Genomic DNA, 19,604 nt, shown 5'->3' with positions numbered 1-19,604 from the left:
CACCCCAGAAAACGCACCAAACACCTCAACCTATGAAAAAAATTGGCATCCTCTTCGGGCAGGAAAACACGTTTCCGCAAGCCTTCGTCGACCGCGTGAATCAGAAAGCCGTGGACGGCATTACGGCCGAGTTTGTGAAGATTGAGCAGGTAGAGCAAGCCGTACCCTGCGGCTACGACGTCATCATTGACCGGATTTCGCAGGACGTGCCGTTTTACCGCGCCTACCTGAAAAACGCAGCCCTGACTGGCACGGCTGTTATCAACAACGCCTTCTGGTGGAGCGCCGACGAAAAGTTTTTCAACAATGCCCTGGCCGTGCAACTGGGCGTGCCGGTGCCTAAAACGCTGCTGCTGCCCAGCAAGGCCCGCCCCGATGACACCACTGAAAACTCGTTCCGCAACCTGACCATGTTCAACTGGGACCGGGCATTCGAGCGCATTGGTTTCCCGGCCTTTATGAAGCCCCACTCCGGCGGCGGCTGGAAAAGCGTGTATAAAGTCGACAACCCCGAGGAAGCCTGGCGCGCCTACGACGAAACTGGTCAGCTGGTGATGCTGTACCAGGAAGCCATTGAGTTTGACGACTACTTCCGCTGCTACTGCCTGGGCGGCAAGCACGTGCTCATCATGCCCTACGAGCCGCGTAACGCCCCCCACGAGCGCTACCAGACCACCATGAAAACCCAGGGCGAAGCTGGCCAGCAACTGCTCGACACCATCAAGGACTACACCCTGCGCCTGTGCCAGGGCCTGGGCTACGACTTCAACACGGTGGAATTTGCCGTGCGCGGCGGGGTACCCATCGCCATCGACTTCGGCAACCCCGCTCCCGATGCCGACATCAATTCTGTTGGTGCTGAGAACTTTGAATGGGTAGTTGAGCACGCTGCGCTGCTGGCCATTGAGCGCGCTCAAGCCAACCAAGCCGGCAAGACCAACCTCACTTGGGGCAGCTTTGTGCAGGACTCTGTTGGGGACCTCCCCGCAAAACGCTCCAGCAGCAAAGGCGACGTGCAGGTAGGCACCGCTGTGAGCGAAACCAACGACCTAGGTGCCACCGGTGCCCCCAAGGCCACCGCCAAAAAAGCCGCACCGAAAAAAGCTGCCAGCGCCCCCAAGCCCGTGCCACCCACCGGCGAAGTACCCGTAGCGAAAGCTCCGGCCGCCAAAAAAGCCCCCGCGCCCAAAGCACCGGTCGCCAAAAAACCAGCTGCTAAGAAGGCTTAATAGCCTGTCTACCCAATAGCCGCGCCCCACCCCATCGGGCGCGGCTATTCTTGTTTTTTTCCTCCTTCCTTCAGTCGCTCCGTTCATGGCCACGCCTACGTTTACCCTCGGCATCGAGGAAGAATTTCAGACCATTGACCCGGAAACCCGGGAGCTTCGCTCGCACCTCTCCCAAATCGTTGAAAACGGCAGAATCACGCTCCACGAGCAGGTGAAGGCCGAAATGCACGAGGCCGTGGTGGAAGTGGGCACCAATATTTGCCAGAATATTGGCGAGGCGCGCACCGAAGTGCTGCACCTGCGCCGCCAGGTAATTGAGCTGGCCGACCGGCAGGGCCTGAAAATCGGGGCGGCCGGCACGCATCCATTTTCGCGCTGGCAGGACCAGCCCATCACGCCCGATGTGCGCTACGATAAAATCGTGGAGGAATTGCAGGAAGCCGCCCGCTCCAACCTCGTTTTCGGGATGCACGTCCACGTCGGCATCGAAAACCGCGAAATGGGCGTTTACATGATGAACACGCTGCGGTATTTCCTGCCGCATTTGTTCGCCCTCAGCACCAATTCGCCGTTCTGGGAAGGTCGCGAAACTGGCTATAAGTCTTTCCGCACCAAAGTGTTCGAGCGGTTTCCGCGTACCGGCATCCCCGGCTTTTTCCACAGCGCCAGCGACTACGACGAGTTTATTGCGCTGCTGGTAAAAACCGGCTGCATCGACAACGGCAAAAAAATCTGGTGGGACGTGCGCCTGCACCCCTTCTTCGACACCATCGAATACCGCATCTGCGACATGATGATGCGCGCCGACGAAACCATTGCCGTGGCCGCCATTATGCAGGCCCTGGTGGCCAAAATCTATAAACTCAAAGCCCAGAACCTCAATTTTCGCATCTACCGGAGCGCCCTCATCAAGGAAAACAAGTGGCGCGCCGCTCGCTACGGTCTCGATGGCAACATGATTGACTTTGGCATTCAGGAGGAGGTGCCCACCCGCAAGCTCATTCTGGAGCTGCTCGATTTCATTGACGACGTGGTGGACGACCTCGGCAGCCGCCACGAAGTAGAATACGTGCTGAAAATGATGGAGATGGGCACCGGCGCCGACCGCCAGCTCAAGGTTTTCCGCGAAACCGGCGACCTGAGTAAGGTGGTCGACTACATTCTCGCCGAAACCACATTCGGCCTGTAACTGATTTATCTTTGCCTTCGCAACGCCAGCCCTCCGGTTGGCGTTGTTTATTTTTAAGCTCGGCCCTGGCTTGGCTTTTTTCTATTTTTTGGCTGCAACAGCCTATTTGATTACCGCTATATGGAAGCTATTCGCATTGCGATTCTGGATATGTATGATAACGCCCGCAACGAAGGAATGCGTTGCATCCGGCAGTTGCTGGCGCGGAGCGCGGAGGAAAACGGCGCTCGGTTTCGCGTCGACACCTTTAATGTCCGGGCCGAAAACGAGTTGCCCGGCCTGGGTTATGATATTTATATTTCGAGCGGTGGCCCTGGTAGCCCGCTGCCTTCTGACGAGCCATGGGAACCCCGTTACTTTCGGCTGATTGACGCAATACTTGCTCATAATCAGACCAATGAGCAGAAAAAGCACTTGTTATTGATTTGCCACTCGTTCCAGTTAGTGAGCCGCCATTTGGGTGTAGGCACCATTAGCCGACGCAAATCAACTTCGTTTGGCGTGCTCCCGGTACACTTCACCCCGGCCGGTGCGGCCGAGCCCACCCTCCGGGGATTAGCCGACCCGTTTTACGTCGTCGATTCACGCGATTACCAATTGGCCGACCTGAACCTGCCGCGCATTGAAGAATTAGGGGCCAAAATTCTGTGCCTGGAAAAAGAGCGGCCCCACGTGCCCCTGGCCCGCGCCGTGATGGCCATCCGCTTCTCGCCGGAAGTATTCGGCACCCAGTTTCACCCCGAAGCCGACGGCGAGGGCATGCTGCGCTACATGCTTACCGACGAACGTAAGCAACAGGTAATCAGCACCTATGGCGAGGCCAAATACCACGAAATGGTGCGCTTGCTGGCCGACCCGGACACGATTAAATACACCGAATCCATCATCCTGCCTACTTTTTTGCGTCGTGCTTTAGTCCAGTTGGGCCAGCTCACGGCCGCTTAATTACTGCTCGTATTCAGCCGCTCCTTTCCTTATGATTCCTGAGTACCGCCACCGCTACAACGCCGCTTTCACCACCGCGAAATATCAGGAAATGCTGGCCGATATTGACCAGCAATTTCCCGGGCAATTAGACTTCCGGGTGGCCGAAACGCCGGTATTTATCCCGGCTGATTTACGAGACAAATTAATTGCCGCCGGTGAATCAATTATCAACGTAATTCAGCAGGAGAATTTCAAGGAATTAACCGAGGGAGCCATTCCTGCGCACCAGCGAGTACCCGGTGATGAAGGGCGGCCCGAATTTCTGACTTTTGATTTTGCCGTGTGCCGCAATGCCAACGGCAACCTTGAGCCCCAACTAATCGAGATGCAGGGTTTCCCCTCACTCTATGCCTTCCAGGCTTGGTTGCCTAGCATGTTTGAAAGGCATTTTCCTATTCCTGACTCCGTTTCTGCTTTTCTTAATTCGCCGGATGTCGCTGATTACCGCGAGGAAATGCGTCAATTTTTACTCGGCGACGAAGCACCGGAAAACGTTATTCTCTTAGAAATTTTTCCTGAAAAGCAAAAGACCCGAATTGACTTTATTCTAACAAAAGAATTCTGGGGAATTGAAGCAGTTTGCCTTACCAAAATCCGTAAAAATGGCCGTAAGTTATTTTATGAAAAAGACGGACGCCAAATTCCAATCAAACGCATTTACAACCGCGTTATTTTTGACGAATTAGAGCGCTATCCGGATTTACCCGGCGAGTTTCAGCTAACCGATGATGTGGATGTAACCTGGGTGGGCCATCCCAATTGGTTTTTCCGCGTCAGCAAGTACACGTTGCCGTTGCTTAGCGGGCCTTTTGTGCCGCCCAGTTTCTACCTGCACGAGCTAATCTCCTACCCTGCCGACCTGGAAAACTACGTGCTCAAGCCCCTATTTTCTTTTGCCGGGGCCGGCGTGCGCCTGCACGTAACGGCTGCCGATTTGGATAACATTACCGACAAGGAGCATTACTTATTGCAGCGCAAGGTTCAGTACGAACCCGTAGTACAATCGCCTGACGGGCTGGTAAAAAGCGAAATCCGCTTGCTTTATATCTGGCACCCCGACCAGGCGCGGCCTACACTGGTTTGTGGCCTGAGCCGCCTGAGCAGGGGTGAGATGATTGGGGTTGATTTTAATAAAAATAAGGATTGGGTGGGCGGCACTACGCCGCTTTTTGAACGCTAGCGCCGCTGGCGCGGGATGAAGCCCACATGAACAACAGGCGGTCATTGCGCGTAAAGCCCGTCCAACACCCCTTCACTCGCATTAGTATGCCCATGTCTCCGCTGGCCGAAAAAGGCCTCAAAATATCCAAAAACGTCCTCTTCAACGTCTTTATTGGTCGCGCTACCAAGCTCCTGGGCAAGCCATTCAAGGTAGTTGCTATCCTAAACGAAACGGCGGACAAGCTGGCCAGCCAGGAAAGCAAGGACAACAAATTCAAACAGTTATTCGACGTAGCCCTGACGCTGGTACGGCTGGTGCGGGCCTTCGTTAGCGGTGCATACCGCGACATTTCTACCAGCACCGTGATTTCGGGCCTGGCCGTGCTGCTCTACGTGCTGTCGCCCATCGACCTGGTGCCTGATTTTATTCCGGTGATTGGTTTTCTGGACGATTTGAGCTTGATTGGCTGGTTTGTGGGGAAATTCCAGGGCGAAATTCTCAAATTCCGGGAGTGGGAGCAAACCGATGTCCGGGCTGCCGTCAGCAGCGCCGGCCCGGACGCCGCCGCCGAACCCGCCCGGGGCGACCAGGCCCAGCCCAGCGTGGCCGAGCTGGGGCATTCGTAAATTGCCTTTTGCCGTGGAAGCCTCAGCTCCGGCTGGGGCTTTTTTCGTTATGCTGCTTCCGCTGCCTAGCCTTGCTTCGTCAGTTTTCGGTTGCTCCCAATTAATTTTAGCAAGCCTCCCTTCCCGCCGCTGTGCCGTTCCGCCCGTATGCCGACCTTCGTAGTAACCCTCCGCCTGCCCGATGCCTTTAATGAGGAATTTATCGCCATTATTCCGCGGCATCGTGATTTCATCAACCGCCTGCTCAATGAGAAAATTGTGGAATCCTACGCCATCAGCAGCGACCGAAGCCGGGGCTGGGTCACGATGAACGGTGAAGATACCGCCGCCGTGCAAGCCCTCGTCGAACAGTTTCCACTCTACCGTTTCCTGCGTGGCGTGGAAATTGATGAGCTGTTCATTTTCGACAGTACTGCCTCGCGCTTTCCCCACATCAACCTCAATTAACCTTACTTCCGCTCCGTAATTCCGGAGTATTCAGTCGCTCATTCTAATCCTTTTATGGCTGTTTTTCCCGTTACGAATTCTACTGGGTTACGCTTCGCTATTCCAGTGGGAATACTGGCTTTAATGGCCGCTACGGCCCCCGCCACCCCACCTACCATCACCACGGAGCAGCTCACCACGCGCATGAGCGCAGCCATTGAAGGGCTGAAGTTCCTGCGTTGCACCGTGAAGGCTCAGGAGCGCATCGAAGGCAGCATTCATCAGGCGCGCAGCATTATGAAGCTGACGTACAAGCCGCTACGCATTTACATCAAGAACCAGAAAGGCGTGGAAGTATTGTGGCTGGCGGGCCAGAACAATGGCGATGCCTGGGTGTACCCGGCGGCCTTCCCCTACGTCACGCTCAGCCTGGACCCCAATGGTAAGCTGATGCGCAGCAGCCAGCACCATACGGCTTTGCAGGCTGGTTTTGGCACTATTTCGGACCTCTTACGCTCCACCGGCCTGCGCCAGGACAACTCCTACAGCCGCTCGTTCCGCTACGTGGGCGACACTACCCTGCAGGGCCGCACCAACTACGTGCTCCGCTCCGACTATCCGCAATACCGCTACGTGAGCTACAAAGCCGGCAAAAACGAAACCATCGGCACGGTAGCTGAGCGGTTTGGTTGCGGTGAATTCCGCATTATCGAGCGCAACGGGCTGAGCATCGGCGATAAAATACCCGAAGGCAAGGTGCTGCAAGTGCCCAATGCTTACGGCCGCCGCACGATTCTCTGCGTCGACCCCAAAACCTACCTCCCCACCATGGTGCAGGTAAACGATGAGAAAGGACTGTTTGAAAAATTTGAATTCCTGGATGTAATACCGAATCAACCCATTCCGCTGGAGGAATTCACCAAGGATTACAAAGGCTACAAACTCTAAATCACGGATTCGTCGGATTAACGGCGGATTATTCAGATTTTGTGTAGGATTTCACATTAGATATTTCAATTAAAAAAGGCTTGCCACTTGGCAAGCCTTTTTTATGTTTTTGCTATTTAGCAACCATTAAATCGTTTACAAAATCCGAATAATCCGACGAATCCGTGGTCTAGCGGCGCATGGTTTTCTCGATGGTATCCCACATATCCGGCGTCAGCATTTCGAGCTTGTTGAACTCCCCGGCTCCGTTCAGCCACTCACCGCCGTCGATGGTCACGACTTCGCCATTCACATACGCCGAGAAATCCGACACCAGGTAAGCGGCCAGGTTGGCCAGTTCCTGGTATTGGCCCACGCGCTTGAGGGGCACGCTGGCGGCGGGGTCAAGCTTGCTGGCCAGCGGCTCGGGGAAGAGTCGGCTCCAGGCTCCTTCCGTCGGGAATGGGCCTGGCGCGATGGCGTTGGAACGGATGCCGTATTTAGCCCACTCTACTGCTAATGAGCGGGTCATGGCCAGCACACCGGCCTTGGCCGTGGCCGATGGCACCACAAAAGCCGAACCTACCGAGGCGTAGGTAGTCACGATATTGAGAATGGTACCGGGCTTTTTATCGGCAATCCAGCGTTTGCCCACGGCCAGCGTGCAGTTGTAGGAGCCGCGCAGCACAATGTCCACAATCACATCGAAAGCCTTGTGGCTCAGGCGCTCGGTGGGGCTGATGAAGTTGCCGGCCGCGTTATTCAGCAGTACATCCACGCCGCCAAATTCCTGAATGGTGCGCTCCAGCATGGCCTCCACTTCGTCGTACTTGCGCACGTCGCAGGCAATGGCCAGCACTTTGCCGCCGGTTTGCTGGCGGAGCTCATCAGCAGTTTTTTCCAGCACGTCCAGTTTGCGGCTCGTGATAGTGACGTTGGCTCCTAGCTGCAGGAAATAAGTAGTCATGGCCCGGCCCAGGCCGGTGCCGCCGCCGGTCACGATGATGGTTTTGCCCGCCAGGGCGTTATCGCGCAGCATGGGCTGGGTGTAGGGTGCGTTCATTCGAAAAAAGTCGGTGAGGGTGGGATAAGCGGGTCAGTCCGCCGCCCGAAGGTACAAGGCTGCTGGTGCGAATGTTAGCCCGACGTACCTCAGAAGCCGGATTATTTATTTTCAATGCCGAATATAGTGTTTCACCTTTTTCTTCTCACCTTCGTGCCTTGAAGGCATTAATTCCGATTGATTTGCATGACTAGTTCCATTTCCGGGGGCTCCACGAGCTCGAATTCGGGAGCGGGGCTCCCTACCGTATTAGTGTTGGGCTGCGGCTGGCTGGGCATGGCCCTGGCGCGGCAATTGGCGGCCTCGGGCCACCCTGTACTGGGCACCACCACTACCCCGGAAAACCTTCCCCTGATGGCCGCAGCCGGCATCCAGGGCCACCTGCTGCGGCTTGGTTCCGATTTTGGTGCGCCGGCCGAAGCTCTGCTGCACCGCCTGCTCAGCGCCGCCGATGTGCTGGTGCTGAACGTGCCGCCCCGCGCCGCCGCCGCCGGAGCCTATCCTACGCTGCTACGGCCCATTCACCGGGCCGTGGCAGCGGCCGGCACACCGCACGTGCTGTTCGTAAGCTCCACCAGCGTGTACCCAAACGAGCCGCGCCTTATGCGCGAAACCGACGCCATCAGCACCCGCGACGCGGCTTCGGACGTGCTGCGGGCCGAAGGCCACTTCGTGCCGCGCTACGGCCAGTGGAAAAGCACCGTCGTGCGCTTGGGCGGCCTCATTGGCCCGGACCGGGCTCCCGGCCGCTTCCTGGCCGGCCGCCAGGGCCTCGACCAGGGCAATGCGCCCGTCAACCTCGTGCACCTGACCGATGTCGTCGGTGTACTGTCCTGCATCATCGAACGCGGGGCCTGGGGCCATACCCTGAACGTGTGTGCCAACCAGCACCCACGCCGCCGCGATTTTTACCCCGCCGCCGCCCAATACCTCAACCTGAGCGCGCCCACTTTCAAGGACGAGCAGGGCGTGAGTGGAAAAACCATTGATAGTAGCTTGGTACGCAGCCTCGTGCCCTATCAGTTTAAGCACGATGATGTGCTGGCCTCGCTAGCCTATTGCTAAGGCGTTGCCTGTGGCACATGCTTCAGCTTGTGCCCGGTAGAACTGCATGCCGGGCATAAGCTGAAGCATGTGCTACAAGCCAGCCGTACCTTTGCCCTGTGAAATCTGCTGCAGTTCCTCCCCTCGTGGCCGTACTTGGCGGCGGGGCGGCCGGCTTTTTTGGTGCGATTGCCTGCGCCGAAGCCAACCCCAATGTCTCCGTTATATTGTTGGAAAAGACGGGGAAACTCCTCGCCAAAGTGCGCGTTTCGGGCGGCGGGCGCTGCAACGTGACGCATGCTTGCGACACGCCTGCCCAATTGGTGGCACACTACCCGCGCGGCAGCAAGCAACTTAAAGCCGCCTTTCAGCAGTTTGGCGTGGCCGAAACCATCGCCTGGTTTGAAAAACGCGGCGTGCAGTTGAAAACGGAGGCCGACGGCCGCATGTTTCCCACCACTGATTCCAGCGAAACCATTGCCCGCGCCCTGGAAGAAGCCGCCCGCCAAGCCGGTGTCCGCATCGTCACCAATGCCAGCGTCGATGAGATTCAGTCACTGCCGCAAGGCGGTTTCAGCCTGAAAATCACTGGCTCAGGCAGTGCACAACTGGGCTCCTCCTTGCTAGTTTCACAGCTGCTTATTGCTACCGGCGGCAATCCCAAATCGGCCAATTACGACTGGCTGCGCGCCCTCGGCCACCACATTGCCGAGCCGGTCCCTTCCCTCTTCACCTTCAACGTGCCCAACTCGCCCCTGAGCGAGCTCATGGGCGTGAGCGTACCCCAGGCTCGCGTGGTGCTAGCCGGCGAAAAGCTGCAATACGAAGGCCCATTACTAGTCACGCACTGGGGCGTGAGCGGCCCGGCCGTGCTCAAGCTTTCGGCCTGGGGAGCCCGTCGCCTCAGCGAGCTGGGCTACGTGGGCACTGCGCTTATCAACTGGATACCAACCTTTAGCGAAGAAACCCTGCGTCCCTGGCTGCAACAGTTCCGGCAGGACAACGGCAAGAAAACCGTGGTTAGCCACCCGCAGTTTGGCCTGCCCCAACGCCTCTGGCGCAATCTGGCCGAGCAAGCCGGCATCACCGCAGAAATTCGCTGGAGCGACCTGCCCGCCAAAGCCCAGAACCGCCTGCTCGAATTACTACTCCGAATGCCGCTGGCCGTGCGCGGCAAAACCACTTACAAAGAAGAATTCGTGACCTGCGGCGGCATCGTCCTCGATGAAGTTGACCTCAAAACCATGCAGAGCCGCCGCATTCCCGGTTTGTATTTCGCCGGCGAAGTGCTCGATGTCGACGGCATCACCGGCGGCTTCAATTTCCAGGCGGCCTGGACCACCGGCTTCCTGGCCGGACGCGCGATGGCAGTAGCGGTGTAACCTTCCAAACCGAGACGGAGTAAACGAGGCATAATCTTTCACCTCAAAATACTCTTTCCTCATGGAAGCCAAAGCCACCCAAGCCCTGCTCAACGAATTGGTTGAAACCCTCAAAGATGGCCAGAAAGGCTACGCCGAAGCCATGGTTGACGTGCAAGACGCCGACCTGAAGGACACGTTCAAGCATTTCGCCGCCCAGCGCTCCAGCTACCTAAATGAAATCGAGGACCAGATGTTCAAGCTGGACCTCAAGCCCGACACCAACGAAGGTGCCAGCGGCTCCATCACCGGTGCCGTACATCGCGCCTGGATTGACCTGAAGTCGGCCGTAACCGGCAAAGACCGTCACAGCATTCTCGCCGAGTGCGAGCGCGGCGAAGACTACGCCAAGAAAGCCTACCAAACCGCATTGAAAGCCGAAGGCCTCCCCGCTGCCCTGAAATCGGTAATCGAAAAGCAGTACCAGGGCGTGGTTGAAGGCCACGACAAAATCAAAGCCCTGCGCGATTCGTCTAAATAAGGACCGCAGATTTTAACGAATTTGACGGACAAAAACGGATTCAGTAATATCTGTTTATCAGCCTGTTTCATTCGTTAAATTAACAAAAAAAGGCCCCTCGATTAATCAAGGGGCCTTTTTTATAGCACTAACTTTATTTAATAAATAGCTTGGCTAATTATCACCAACAAACAATAAATATATAATTAGCAATTAACGGAGCTGATGGCGATGAATATCGGCCGGATTATAATAATCCGACCGAATCTGTTCTTATCCGTCAAATCCGTTAAAATCTGCGGTCCTTATTCGTCGAAGCTCTCGTTGCGGGGAGCACGGGGTGCGGGGCGCGTGTCGTACTCACGGGGCGTGCCGTAGCTCGGCTTGTTGCCGTAGCTGGGCTTGTCGCCGTAGCTGGGGCGGTTGCCGTAGCCCGACTTGCCGGTGCCGCCTTCACGACGGTCGCCGTAGCTGGGGCGGTTGCCGTAGCTGCTGCCACCGTCGCGGTTGCCTTTGTAGCCGCCGCCGTAGCCACCTTCGCGGCGCTCGCCGCCGCCGAAGCTGCCACCGCCGCGGTTGCCACCTTTGTAGCCACCGCCGTAGCCGCCTTCGCGACGCTCGCCGCCGTTGAAGGGACGACGCTCACGGTCGCCGCCGAAGCCGCCGGGACCACCACCCATGCGGTTGAAACCTTCTTCCTTAGCTGCGGCATCCTGCACCGGCGTGGCGATGCTGAAGCTAACCGGCGTGCCCTGGATGCTGGTGCGGCCGAGTTTTTCTACAATCTCATTGGCAAATTCTGACGGTACTTCCACGAAGCTGAACTTGTCGTAGAGGGCGATATCGCCCACTTTGGCACCGGTCAGGTTGCTCGATTCCGAAATCAGGTCCACGATATCGCGGGGGTGAATCCGGTCTTTCTTACCCATGGTCACGAACAGACGAGTGTAGCCGGGGCGGGCCTGACCGGCCGCTTTGCTGGCGTCGAGGCTCTGCTGAGCACTCTTGTCCTCCTTCATCGTCATTTTCAGCAGCGCGGCGGCGATGTCGAGCGAGGTGATTTCCTCACCCTGGTCGAGCAGGCGCTGCACGCGGCCCACGTATTTCTCCAGGTTGCCCTTCTCGATGATTTCCTTAATCTGGTTCAGGAACAGCGTGGTTTTCACCTCCGACACATCGGCGAACGACGGCACCTGCGCCAACTTAATGTCGGCCTTGGTGAAGCGCATGATGTCGCGCAGCTTGTAGATGTCGCGACCGCTCACAAACGTGAAGGCTTTGCCCGACTTGCCGGCGCGGCCCGTGCGGCCAATGCGGTGAACGTAGTATTCTTCGTCGGCGGGCAGGTCGTAGTTCACTACCGCTTCCACGTTGTCTACGTCGATGCCGCGGGCGGCCACGTCGGTAGCAACCAGCACTTCCAGCGTCGACTTGCGGAATTTATCCAGCGTGTTCTGGCGCTGCTGCTGGCCCATGTCGCCGTGCAGGCCTTCAGCGAAGTAGCCTTTGGCTTGCAAGTCAGCCACGATTTCGTCCACCATGCGCTTGGTGTTAGCGAAAACGATGGTCGACTTCAGGTTGTACATGTCGAGCAAACGGGTCAGCACGTCCTTTTTCTGAGGGCCGCGCACCTCGTAGTAGCTCTGCTCGATGTTGGTAACCGTCATCGTCTTGTGGTTCACCTTCACAATCTGCGGGTCGCGCTGATATTTCTTGGTGAGTTCCATGATGGGCTTGCTCATCGTGGCCGAGAAGAATACCGTCTGGCGGTCTTCGGGCATCTTGCTGAGCACATACTCGATGTCTTCGCGGAAGCCCATGTCGAGCATCTCGTCGGCTTCGTCGAGGATGATTTTCGTGGTTTTATCGAGGCGCAGGGTGCCGCGCTCGATGTGGTCCATCACACGGCCGGGAGTGCCAATTACAATCTGCACGCCACGCTCCAGGGCGCGGAGCTGACGGTCGTAAGGGCTGCCGCCGTAGATGGGAACTACCATCAGGCCACGCTTATACTTGCCCAGCTTCTGGATTTCGCCCGACACCTGCACTGCGAGTTCGCGGGTGGGGCAGAGCACCAATACCTGCACGTCTTTGCTCTCGGTATCGATGTTGTCGATGGCGGGAATGGAGAAGGCAGCGGTTTTGCCGGTACCCGTCTGGGCCTGGCCAATAACATCTTTGCCGGCGAGCAGCACAGGAATGGCAGCAGCCTGAATGGCCGAAGCTTCCTCGTAGCCCATCTCGGTGATGGCGCGTTGTACTTCCTCGGAGAGGTTCAGTTCGTCAAAGCGAACCACAATTTTTTCAGCTTCCATGATTGGAGTTGATAAGGGAAAAAGAGACATAGCTCTGAAAACAGCCGTACTCAGCGACGTTTCCCCTCCTACTACCTTGTCACAATCAGGCGGGAAAAAACAACCAAAAAACTACGCGGCCAATGCGTTAGCGCCTCTCTCGGGCTTGCGCGGACTTGGGCCGTCCTCAAATGCGGGTGCAAAGGTAGGATTTTTATTTTGGAAAAGCTAGACAATAAAAAAGAATGTGTAATCAGAACGTCATGCAGAGCGCAGCGAAGCATCTTTACCGCTTCGATGTTAGCCCTCCCATGTTTCCAAATCAATCGACTTCCACTCAGGATTGAACGCAGCGATAAGCGCGTCTTTCTTGGCCCGGGACCATCCTTCCAGAACTTTCTCGCGGGCAATAGCCTGAGCAGCATCAGGCAACTGTTCAAAGTAGGCCAGTAAATCAGCTTGATAGCGGCCAGTAAATTTATTCGCGTCACCTCGACCAGCGCTGTGTTCATAGAGCCGGCGAGTGAGGTTATTGGTTACGCCAATGTATAGCACTGTCCGACTGGTATTGGTTAGAATGTAGACGTACATAGCATAGTTAGACTGTTCAACGAAGCGGTAAAGATGCTTCGCTGCGCTCTGCATGACGTTCTATGTTCATTCTAACGAGCATAAAAAAAGCCCGCCAAAAGGCGGGCTTTCTTATCAAGAACAAAGCTAGGACAGGACTAAACCAGCGTCACTTTCACAGCGTTCGGGCCTTTTTTGCCCTGAGCTACTTCGAATTGAACTTTGTCATTTTCGCGAATCGAGCTTACTTGCAGGTCGCTGATGTGTACGAAAATGTCATCGCCAGTTTCGTCGTTTTTGATGAAACCAAAGCCTTTGGTCTCATTAAAGAATTTTACCGTTCCGGTGGGCATGGTGGTTGGTTGTGGAGTTTCCCTAAGCTTTTGGGCCACCGTGGCTTGGTTTCTTAGGTTGCGTCAAAGATAGGCATAATTTCCAAATCACCAAGTCCGTATGTATTTTTTTCAATCGCTGCCGACCTTTGCCCGCTCCCCTCCTACCTATACAGTATGCCCGACGCGCCCGCCCACGCTTTTTCGCACGTATTTCAAGTTCCGGCCAGCGCCATTGATGCGCTGGGCCACGCCAATAACGTGGAATACGTGCGCTGGGTGCAGGACGTGGCGGGGGCGCACTGGCTCAGCATCTGCCCGGCCGAGTTGCGCGACCAGATTATTTGGGTGGTGCGCGAGCACCGGATTCGCTACCTGCAATCGGCCTTCGCGGGCGAGACGCTGCGGGCCAGCACTTGGGTGGGCGAAACCAGTGGGGCCACGTCGCTGCGCTACACCCGCCTCACCCGCGCGTCCGATGGCGTGCTGCTATGCGAAGCGGAAACGACCTGGGTGCTGCTCGACCCCAAGAGCGGCCGGCCGGTGCGTGTGACGGCGGAGATGGTGAGTTGGCTGACTACTAAAAATCAGTAATGCCATAAATTAACCAATGCATAGGTTTGCCATTTTCCACTCACCTTTTGAAAAATGTGCATATAACCACCTCCGCCAAGTGGATTAAACTGCCGGTCGACCACCACAATCGCATAGTTATCCATGAAAACCGGCGCGGTTATGTCAGCCACACAGAAAAATTCCGGATTCTTTTTTCGGTAATTCTTAATCCTGCTGTAGCTATCAAAAATTCTCCAACCATTGCTCTTGTAACGAATCTGAGCAGGAGTATTTGTTTTAGGCAAAGGCACAACGCTTCTTTTGAATGGTCATATTGTCAGCAAAAATTTCTTGAGTTGTTTGTTCCTAAAAGTTTTGACGTTTTCAGGGCTTGGAACGTAGCTCAAACTATCCGCAGCAAATTGGTGAATGGTATAGCTTACATCCTCGTCATTAGCGCTTTTTGGTGCCTTCAACCGCTCCGATTCGCTGATACACACAATAGGATGCAATTGCTTCGCTCTTATGGCAACTTGGATTAGGCTATCCATCACTTGTTGACAGATTGTGCTGTCACTTAACTCGATACTAGCTGAAGCTTTATGCTGCATCAGTATCAACCCAACAAATACCAAAAAGGTCCGAAGAATCAATTTCATAAGATTTTTATTTCCAACGTTCTAAAATGCCTCCCTCCTTCCGCATCTACTCCTCTTCGGCCGGCTCGGGGAAGACGTACCAATTAACGAAAGAATACCTGCTGCTGGCGCTTGGCTCTGACAGTCCAGAGTATTTTAAGCACGTACTGGCCATTACGTTTACCAACGATGCGGCGGGGGAAATGAAGCACCGCATTGTGGATGCGCTGCGGAATTTTGCCTACCCGGCAGCGGGCAAAACGGATGGGCTGCTGGCCGATATTGCGGCAGAGCTGAAGCTGCCGGAAACGGATGTGCGGCGGCGGGCAGCGGAGACGTTTCGGCTGGTGCTGTACCACTACGCCGATTTTGGGGTGAGCACGATTGACTCGTTTGTGCAACGGATTGTGACGGCGTTTACCCGGGAATTGGGCTTGCCGGCCACGTTTGAGGTGGAGCTGGATACGGATGCGGTGCTGCAAAGCGCGGTGGCGGCGCTGCTGGACAAGGTGAACCGCGACCCCAATAGCAAATTGCTGTCGCAGACGCTGGCGGAATATGCGCTGGGGCAGGCCGACGAGGGCAAAAGCTGGAGCCGACTGCCGGAGGAGCTGGCGGGCTTCGGCAAGGTGCTGTTTAATGAGACGGTGCAGGAGGCGGTGGCGCAGCTGGATAAGCTGAGTCTGGCCGATTTCCGGCGGCTGGACAAGGAAATCCGGGCGCGACGGACGGAGATTGAGGCGGCATTTGCGCAGACGCGGGAGGTGGCGCTGGCGGTGCTGGATGCGGCCGGCGCGACGGAAGGCGACTTTTTCCAGGGCAAGCGGGGCATTTTTGGCTACGTGCAGAAGGGCGTGGATTTGCTGGCGCCCGATGCCGGGCCGAATAGCTACGTGCGCGCCACGCTGGCCGATGACAAATGGTACAGCGGCAAAATCAAAACGGCGGCTGACCGGGAGCGGGTGGACGCGGTGAAGGAACCGCTCGGCCAATTGGTGGCGACGCTGGATAAATTGCGCGCTGATTATTTGCCAAATTATGTATTGCTGGCGGCGATGCAGCCGTATTTATTTCACGCTTCTTTATTGAGTGAATTAAATAAAATTGTAGAGCAAATTAGCCGCGAGCGTAACGTGGTGTTGATTTCGGAATTTAACCGAAGAATTGCCAGTATTGTGCTCACCGAGCCGGTGCCGTTTTTGTACGAGCGGTTGGGCGAGAAATACGAGCATATTCTGATTGACGAATTTCAGGATACGTCGGTATTGCAGTGGAATAACCTGTTGCCGTTGGTGGAAAATACGCTGGCGAATGGACACTCAAGTTTGGCCGTGGGCGATGCCAAGCAGGCCATTTACCGCTGGCGTGGGGGCGAGATGGAGCAGATTCTCAGGCTGCACCAGGGCAACACGGAGGCGCTGGCTGCCCGCGCCCGCGAGCCGGAGATGCGCGAGCTGCTGCGAGGGCGCTACGAGGCGTTTCGGGGGAAGCTGGAGCCGCGGGCCTTGCAGGTGAATTACCGGTCGGCGCGGGAGATTATTGATTTCAACAACTCGTTTTTTGAGGCGGTGAGTGCGCGTCACGAGGCGCTGGGGCTGGTGACGGGGATTTATGACGCGCATTTTGGGCAGCAGGTGCCGGAATCGCAGCGGGCGGACCAGCAGGGGCACGTGGAGCTGTTATTCACCCAGAAGGATGCGCCCGCGCTGATTTTTGACCCGGCGGCCGGCGCTTACACCCCCGAGCCCCTCCCCGGCCACGCGCCCGAGGCGCTGCTGGGCTACGATGAGAGCACCTGCTATCTCACGCTTCAATTAGTAGAGCAGGCGCTGCGCGATGGCTATGAGTTGCAGGATATTTCGGTGCTGTGCCGCACGCGGGGGGCCAGCAAGACCATCGCCAAGTTCCTGAAAGAGCGGGGCTACGCCATTATTTCGGCCGACTCGCTGGCGCTGGAATTTGCGGAGGTGGTGAACTTGCTGGTGAGCATTCTGCGGGTACTGCACCAGCCGGCCGATACGCTGGCGCGGGCCGAGGCCCTGCTGCTCGTGGACAAGGTGGTGCGGGGGCTGGCCCCCACGCCGGCGCGGGCGCGGCACATTGCCACGGTGGCCAATGCAGCGGGCGGCACGTCGTTTTTTGATGAGCTGCGGGCGCTGGGCTACGATGTGCAGGAGCAGGAAACCGGCAACCTGGGCCTCTACGAGCTGGCCGAGCGGCTGCTGAGTCTGTTCGGGCTGTTGGGGCGCAACGGGGAGAGCGAGTACCTGTTTCGCTTTCTGGATTTGACGCTGGAATACAGCCTGAAATTTGGCAACAACCTGGGCAATTTCCTCACGCACTGGGAGGAGCGCAAGGGGCGCATCAGCATCAACGCGCCGGGTGGGCGGGCCGCTATTACCATCACCACGGTGCACAAGGCCAAGGGGTTGGCGTATGGGGTGGTGATTGTGCCCTTTGCCGACTGGAGCCTGGAGCCGCACCGGGGCACGCTGCTGTGGGGCCACCTGGAGGCCGACCAAAAGCCCCTCGAGCTGATGCCCGACGTGGCGGTGGTGCGCCTTAGCCAAACCATGCAGCAAACCGCGCTGGGTACTCAATACGATGAGGAGCGCGAGAAAACCTTCCTCGAAGGGCTCAATACGCTGTACGTGGCCTTCACCCGGCCGCGCCACCGCCTCTACGTCATCAGCAAGCGGCCGGAGGAGAAGAAAACGACCAAAACCGACGAACTGGACGCCGCCGCCCCCACCACGGCGGCCCGCACCGTAGCCGATTTGCTGCACGGCTACCTGCTGGGGCGCGGCGAATGGCAGGAAGAACAGGTGTCTTTCGTGGTTTCGAAAGGCTCTTTGGCGGCGGAGAAAAAGGCCGGCAGCGCCCCAATGGCGGCTACTTACGAACTGACGAACCTGGCCGCCGCGCCCTGGGAGGAGCGCCTGAAGCTGCGCCGCCACGCCACCACGCTCTTCGATTTTGACGAGCAAAAGGCCCAAAGCGAGTGGAACCGCAAGCTGCACTTCGCCCTGCGCCGCCTGCTCACGGCCGCCGATGTGGGCCGGGTGGCCAGCCAGCTCGTGGCCGAGGGCATCCTGAGCGCCAAAGAGCGGCCCCAGTTGGTGGAGAGCCTGGAGCAGCTGGTGAGCGACCCGCGCTTGGCCCCCTACTTCGCCCCGCACCTGAGCGTGGAAACGGAGCGCGAAATCCTGGTGGGCGGCGTGAAGCTGCGCGACTACAAGCCCGACCGCGTGGTGCTCGAACCTTCCCTCGAAGCCCACCACCGCCTGGGCGGCCGCGTCACGCTGATGGATTTCCGCCTGCCCCCGCCGCAGGAGAAACACAAGCGGCTGCTGCGCAACTACGCCACGCTATTTGAGCAATTGGGGTACGCGGAGGTGCGCGGGGTTATTTATTATTTTGGGACGGGGGAAGTGGTGGAGGTATGAGAAGCTATGTAGTCGGAGTAATTTTAGCTGCTTTTACCGTTAAGTAATTAACAAATGCGCTGCATGTAACCAACATAAAAAGAGCATCTTCCTGATTTAAACTAGTTTCTTCGAGCAAAGCATGGCGAATGCCATCACCATCACTAGTATAACCATAGATACTTAATAGCCCTTGTTTAAGTGCACCATGTATCGGAATAGTCTTTTCAATAACCTTGAGTGCTGAGCCTAGCGTAGCATTAGATGTTCCCGCAATTACTTGACAAACTGATTCTACTGCTGATATTGATTCTTTGATTGAATTTCGATAATCTGGTGTTTGTCGGTCTGAGAGCATATCTAAAGCAGCCGACAAATGAATTGATGCTCCTTTATAATTAGCTTCTCTAGTATTGCTAATAGCCTGTTCTATTGACTTAATTTCTGTTTCATTTGTTATAGGTGCTAGTTCACCATTAATAAACCTATAACCTGAAAGTTCTCTTTCTAAAATATGGTTTATCCCTTTTATAAAATCTTCTTTATTCCCTGGGTACAAAGGAGACGAAGCTGCAAAATCAAGAAAGTCGTAAACATCTAATGCATCCCAAGAAAAAAATCTCCGCCTAAACAAATCGGCGTTGGATTCTCCAAACTTATTCATAGTATCGACAGGCTCTTTGAAAAAAGAGAAATAGAGACCATGAAAAAAGAGGCTAAACTTAGAATCCTTTAAGTAAAACTCTTTTCTAACATCTGAAATAATATGCATATTAATCATATTCCAGATTCCATTTTTTAATTCTATATCCATAGTATCTGTTTGAATAGCCATTTTAGGCTCACGCTTACCAATACGTTCTGAAAATTTTGCAGCCACGATTAATTGATTTTGACATTTGAAAAAATGAATTCACTGGTTCCCAAACCCTCGGCTACGCCAATAGCCGGGGGTTCGCCTTTTTAGGGGCAACCGCTGGCTGGGGGCTACCTCCGCGTGGGGCGAAGATAGACGGGCGGGCCACCCGGCCCGAAAAAATTCTCGACAGCCCTTGGCACGAGGTGACAACGGCTGTTGAGGGCCGCGACGGGCCCTGTCACCACGCACCAGGGGCCGTCAAGCGCCGCGACGGCTCCTGGCACCAGTAGTCGAAGGCCGTTGAGCGCCGCGGCAGCCACCGGCGCGCTCAACCGCAAACCATTGCGGGAAATTTTGCCCCGTCGGAAATTCTCCGCACCTTAGCCCGACCGTAGTC

18 protein-coding genes are annotated in these 19,604 nt (G+C 56.2%); 12 read left to right on the top strand and 6 right to left on the bottom strand.

Translation table 11 applies throughout. From position 1 onward, the window contains the following. The first annotated feature begins 32 nt into the window (after positions 1 to 32). From ACYVM5_RS16885 to ACYVM5_RS16855, 7 genes are all read left to right on the top strand, one after another. Positions 33 to 1,229 (top strand): ATP-grasp domain-containing protein, encoded by a 1,197-nt coding sequence (locus ACYVM5_RS16885; RefSeq protein ID WP_460619273.1) that lies wholly within the window; start codon positions 33 to 35, stop codon positions 1,227 to 1,229. A gap of 85 nt (positions 1,230 to 1,314) precedes the next feature. Continuing rightward, positions 1,315 to 2,418, top strand: a complete 1,104-nt coding sequence (locus ACYVM5_RS16880) for a carboxylate-amine ligase (protein ID WP_460619272.1) — start codon at positions 1,315 to 1,317, stop codon at positions 2,416 to 2,418. A 120-nt stretch (positions 2,419 to 2,538) separates the two neighbouring features. After that, positions 2,539 to 3,363 carry a type 1 glutamine amidotransferase gene (locus ACYVM5_RS16875; protein ID WP_460619271.1) on the top strand — a complete coding sequence of 275 codons (825 nt, stop codon included), beginning with the start codon at positions 2,539 to 2,541 and terminating at the stop codon, positions 3,361 to 3,363. A 31-nt stretch (positions 3,364 to 3,394) separates the two neighbouring features. Further along, positions 3,395 to 4,585, top strand: coding sequence for a hypothetical protein (locus ACYVM5_RS16870; RefSeq protein WP_460619270.1), 1,191 nt, complete (start codon positions 3,395 to 3,397; stop codon positions 4,583 to 4,585). An 86-nt stretch (positions 4,586 to 4,671) separates the two neighbouring features. Beyond that, on the top strand, positions 4,672 to 5,193 hold the full coding sequence (locus ACYVM5_RS16865; RefSeq protein ID WP_460619269.1) for a YkvA family protein: 522 nt from the start codon (positions 4,672 to 4,674) through the stop codon (positions 5,191 to 5,193). A gap of 147 nt (positions 5,194 to 5,340) precedes the next feature. After that, on the top strand, positions 5,341 to 5,640 hold the full coding sequence (locus tag ACYVM5_RS16860; RefSeq protein WP_460619268.1) for a YciI family protein: 300 nt from the start codon (positions 5,341 to 5,343) through the stop codon (positions 5,638 to 5,640). 54 nt (positions 5,641 to 5,694) lie between these two features. Beyond that, on the top strand, positions 5,695 to 6,567 hold the full coding sequence (locus ACYVM5_RS16855; protein ID WP_460619267.1) for a LysM peptidoglycan-binding domain-containing protein: 873 nt from the start codon (positions 5,695 to 5,697) through the stop codon (positions 6,565 to 6,567). Between the two features lie 169 nt (positions 6,568 to 6,736). On the opposite strand, the gene ACYVM5_RS16850 is transcribed toward ACYVM5_RS16855, so the two are convergent. Continuing rightward, positions 6,737 to 7,609 (bottom strand): SDR family oxidoreductase, encoded by an 873-nt coding sequence (locus ACYVM5_RS16850; RefSeq protein ID WP_342296356.1) that lies wholly within the window; start codon positions 7,607 to 7,609, stop codon positions 6,737 to 6,739. Between the two features lie 186 nt (positions 7,610 to 7,795). Between ACYVM5_RS16850 and ACYVM5_RS16845 the strand changes: the two genes are divergently transcribed. From ACYVM5_RS16845 to ACYVM5_RS16835, 3 genes are all read left to right on the top strand, one after another. Beyond that, positions 7,796 to 8,674 carry a Rossmann-fold NAD(P)-binding domain-containing protein gene (locus ACYVM5_RS16845; RefSeq protein ID WP_460619266.1) on the top strand — a complete coding sequence of 293 codons (879 nt, stop codon included), beginning with the start codon at positions 7,796 to 7,798 and terminating at the stop codon, positions 8,672 to 8,674. A 98-nt stretch (positions 8,675 to 8,772) separates the two neighbouring features. Next, entirely contained in the window at positions 8,773 to 10,035 is a 1,263-nt protein-coding gene (locus ACYVM5_RS16840; protein WP_460619265.1) for a BaiN/RdsA family NAD(P)/FAD-dependent oxidoreductase, read from the top strand. Between the two features lie 61 nt (positions 10,036 to 10,096). After that, positions 10,097 to 10,555 carry a PA2169 family four-helix-bundle protein gene (locus ACYVM5_RS16835; RefSeq protein ID WP_342296359.1) on the top strand — a complete coding sequence of 153 codons (459 nt, stop codon included), beginning with the start codon at positions 10,097 to 10,099 and terminating at the stop codon, positions 10,553 to 10,555. 284 nt (positions 10,556 to 10,839) lie between these two features. Here the strand turns inward: ACYVM5_RS16835 and ACYVM5_RS16830 are convergent, their stop codons facing one another. The 3 genes from ACYVM5_RS16830 to ACYVM5_RS16820 all read right to left on the bottom strand — a co-directional run bounded on the left by ACYVM5_RS16830 (position 10,840) and on the right by ACYVM5_RS16820 (position 13,751). Continuing rightward, positions 10,840 to 12,849: a DEAD/DEAH box helicase gene (locus ACYVM5_RS16830; protein WP_460619264.1), complete on the bottom strand. Its 2,010-nt coding sequence runs from the start codon at positions 12,847 to 12,849 to the stop codon at positions 10,840 to 10,842. 279 nt (positions 12,850 to 13,128) lie between these two features. Then, positions 13,129 to 13,419, bottom strand: coding sequence for a GIY-YIG nuclease family protein (locus ACYVM5_RS16825; RefSeq protein WP_460619263.1), 291 nt, complete (start codon positions 13,417 to 13,419; stop codon positions 13,129 to 13,131). Between the two features lie 137 nt (positions 13,420 to 13,556). Beyond that, complete coding sequence (locus tag ACYVM5_RS16820; protein WP_168673032.1) at positions 13,557 to 13,751, bottom strand: cold-shock protein; 195 nt, start codon at positions 13,749 to 13,751, stop codon at positions 13,557 to 13,559. Between the two features lie 156 nt (positions 13,752 to 13,907). Here ACYVM5_RS16820 and ACYVM5_RS16815 point away from each other — a divergent pair, with 156 nt between their 5' ends. Further along, positions 13,908 to 14,324 (top strand): acyl-CoA thioesterase, encoded by a 417-nt coding sequence (locus ACYVM5_RS16815; RefSeq protein WP_460619262.1) that lies wholly within the window; start codon positions 13,908 to 13,910, stop codon positions 14,322 to 14,324. Here the strand turns inward: ACYVM5_RS16815 and ACYVM5_RS16810 are convergent. Next, entirely contained in the window at positions 14,318 to 14,476 is a 159-nt protein-coding gene (locus ACYVM5_RS16810) for a hypothetical protein (RefSeq protein WP_460619261.1), read from the bottom strand. The two genes, ACYVM5_RS16815 and ACYVM5_RS16810, sit on opposite strands and share 7 nt — an antisense overlap. A 494-nt stretch (positions 14,477 to 14,970) precedes the next feature. Between ACYVM5_RS16810 and ACYVM5_RS16805 the strand changes: the two genes are divergently transcribed. Beyond that, complete coding sequence (locus tag ACYVM5_RS16805) at positions 14,971 to 18,369, top strand: UvrD-helicase domain-containing protein (protein WP_460619260.1); 3,399 nt, start codon at positions 14,971 to 14,973, stop codon at positions 18,367 to 18,369. 4 nt (positions 18,370 to 18,373) lie between these two features. Here ACYVM5_RS16805 and ACYVM5_RS16800 read toward each other — a convergent pair whose 3' ends face one another. Then, entirely contained in the window at positions 18,374 to 19,228 is an 855-nt protein-coding gene (locus tag ACYVM5_RS16800; protein ID WP_460619259.1) for an AbiJ-NTD4 domain-containing protein, read from the bottom strand. Positions 19,229 to 19,604: the final 376 nt, after the last annotated feature.

Source organism: Hymenobacter ruber (assembly GCF_054783255.1).
This window is presented reverse-complemented; position numbering and strand designations above follow the sequence as displayed.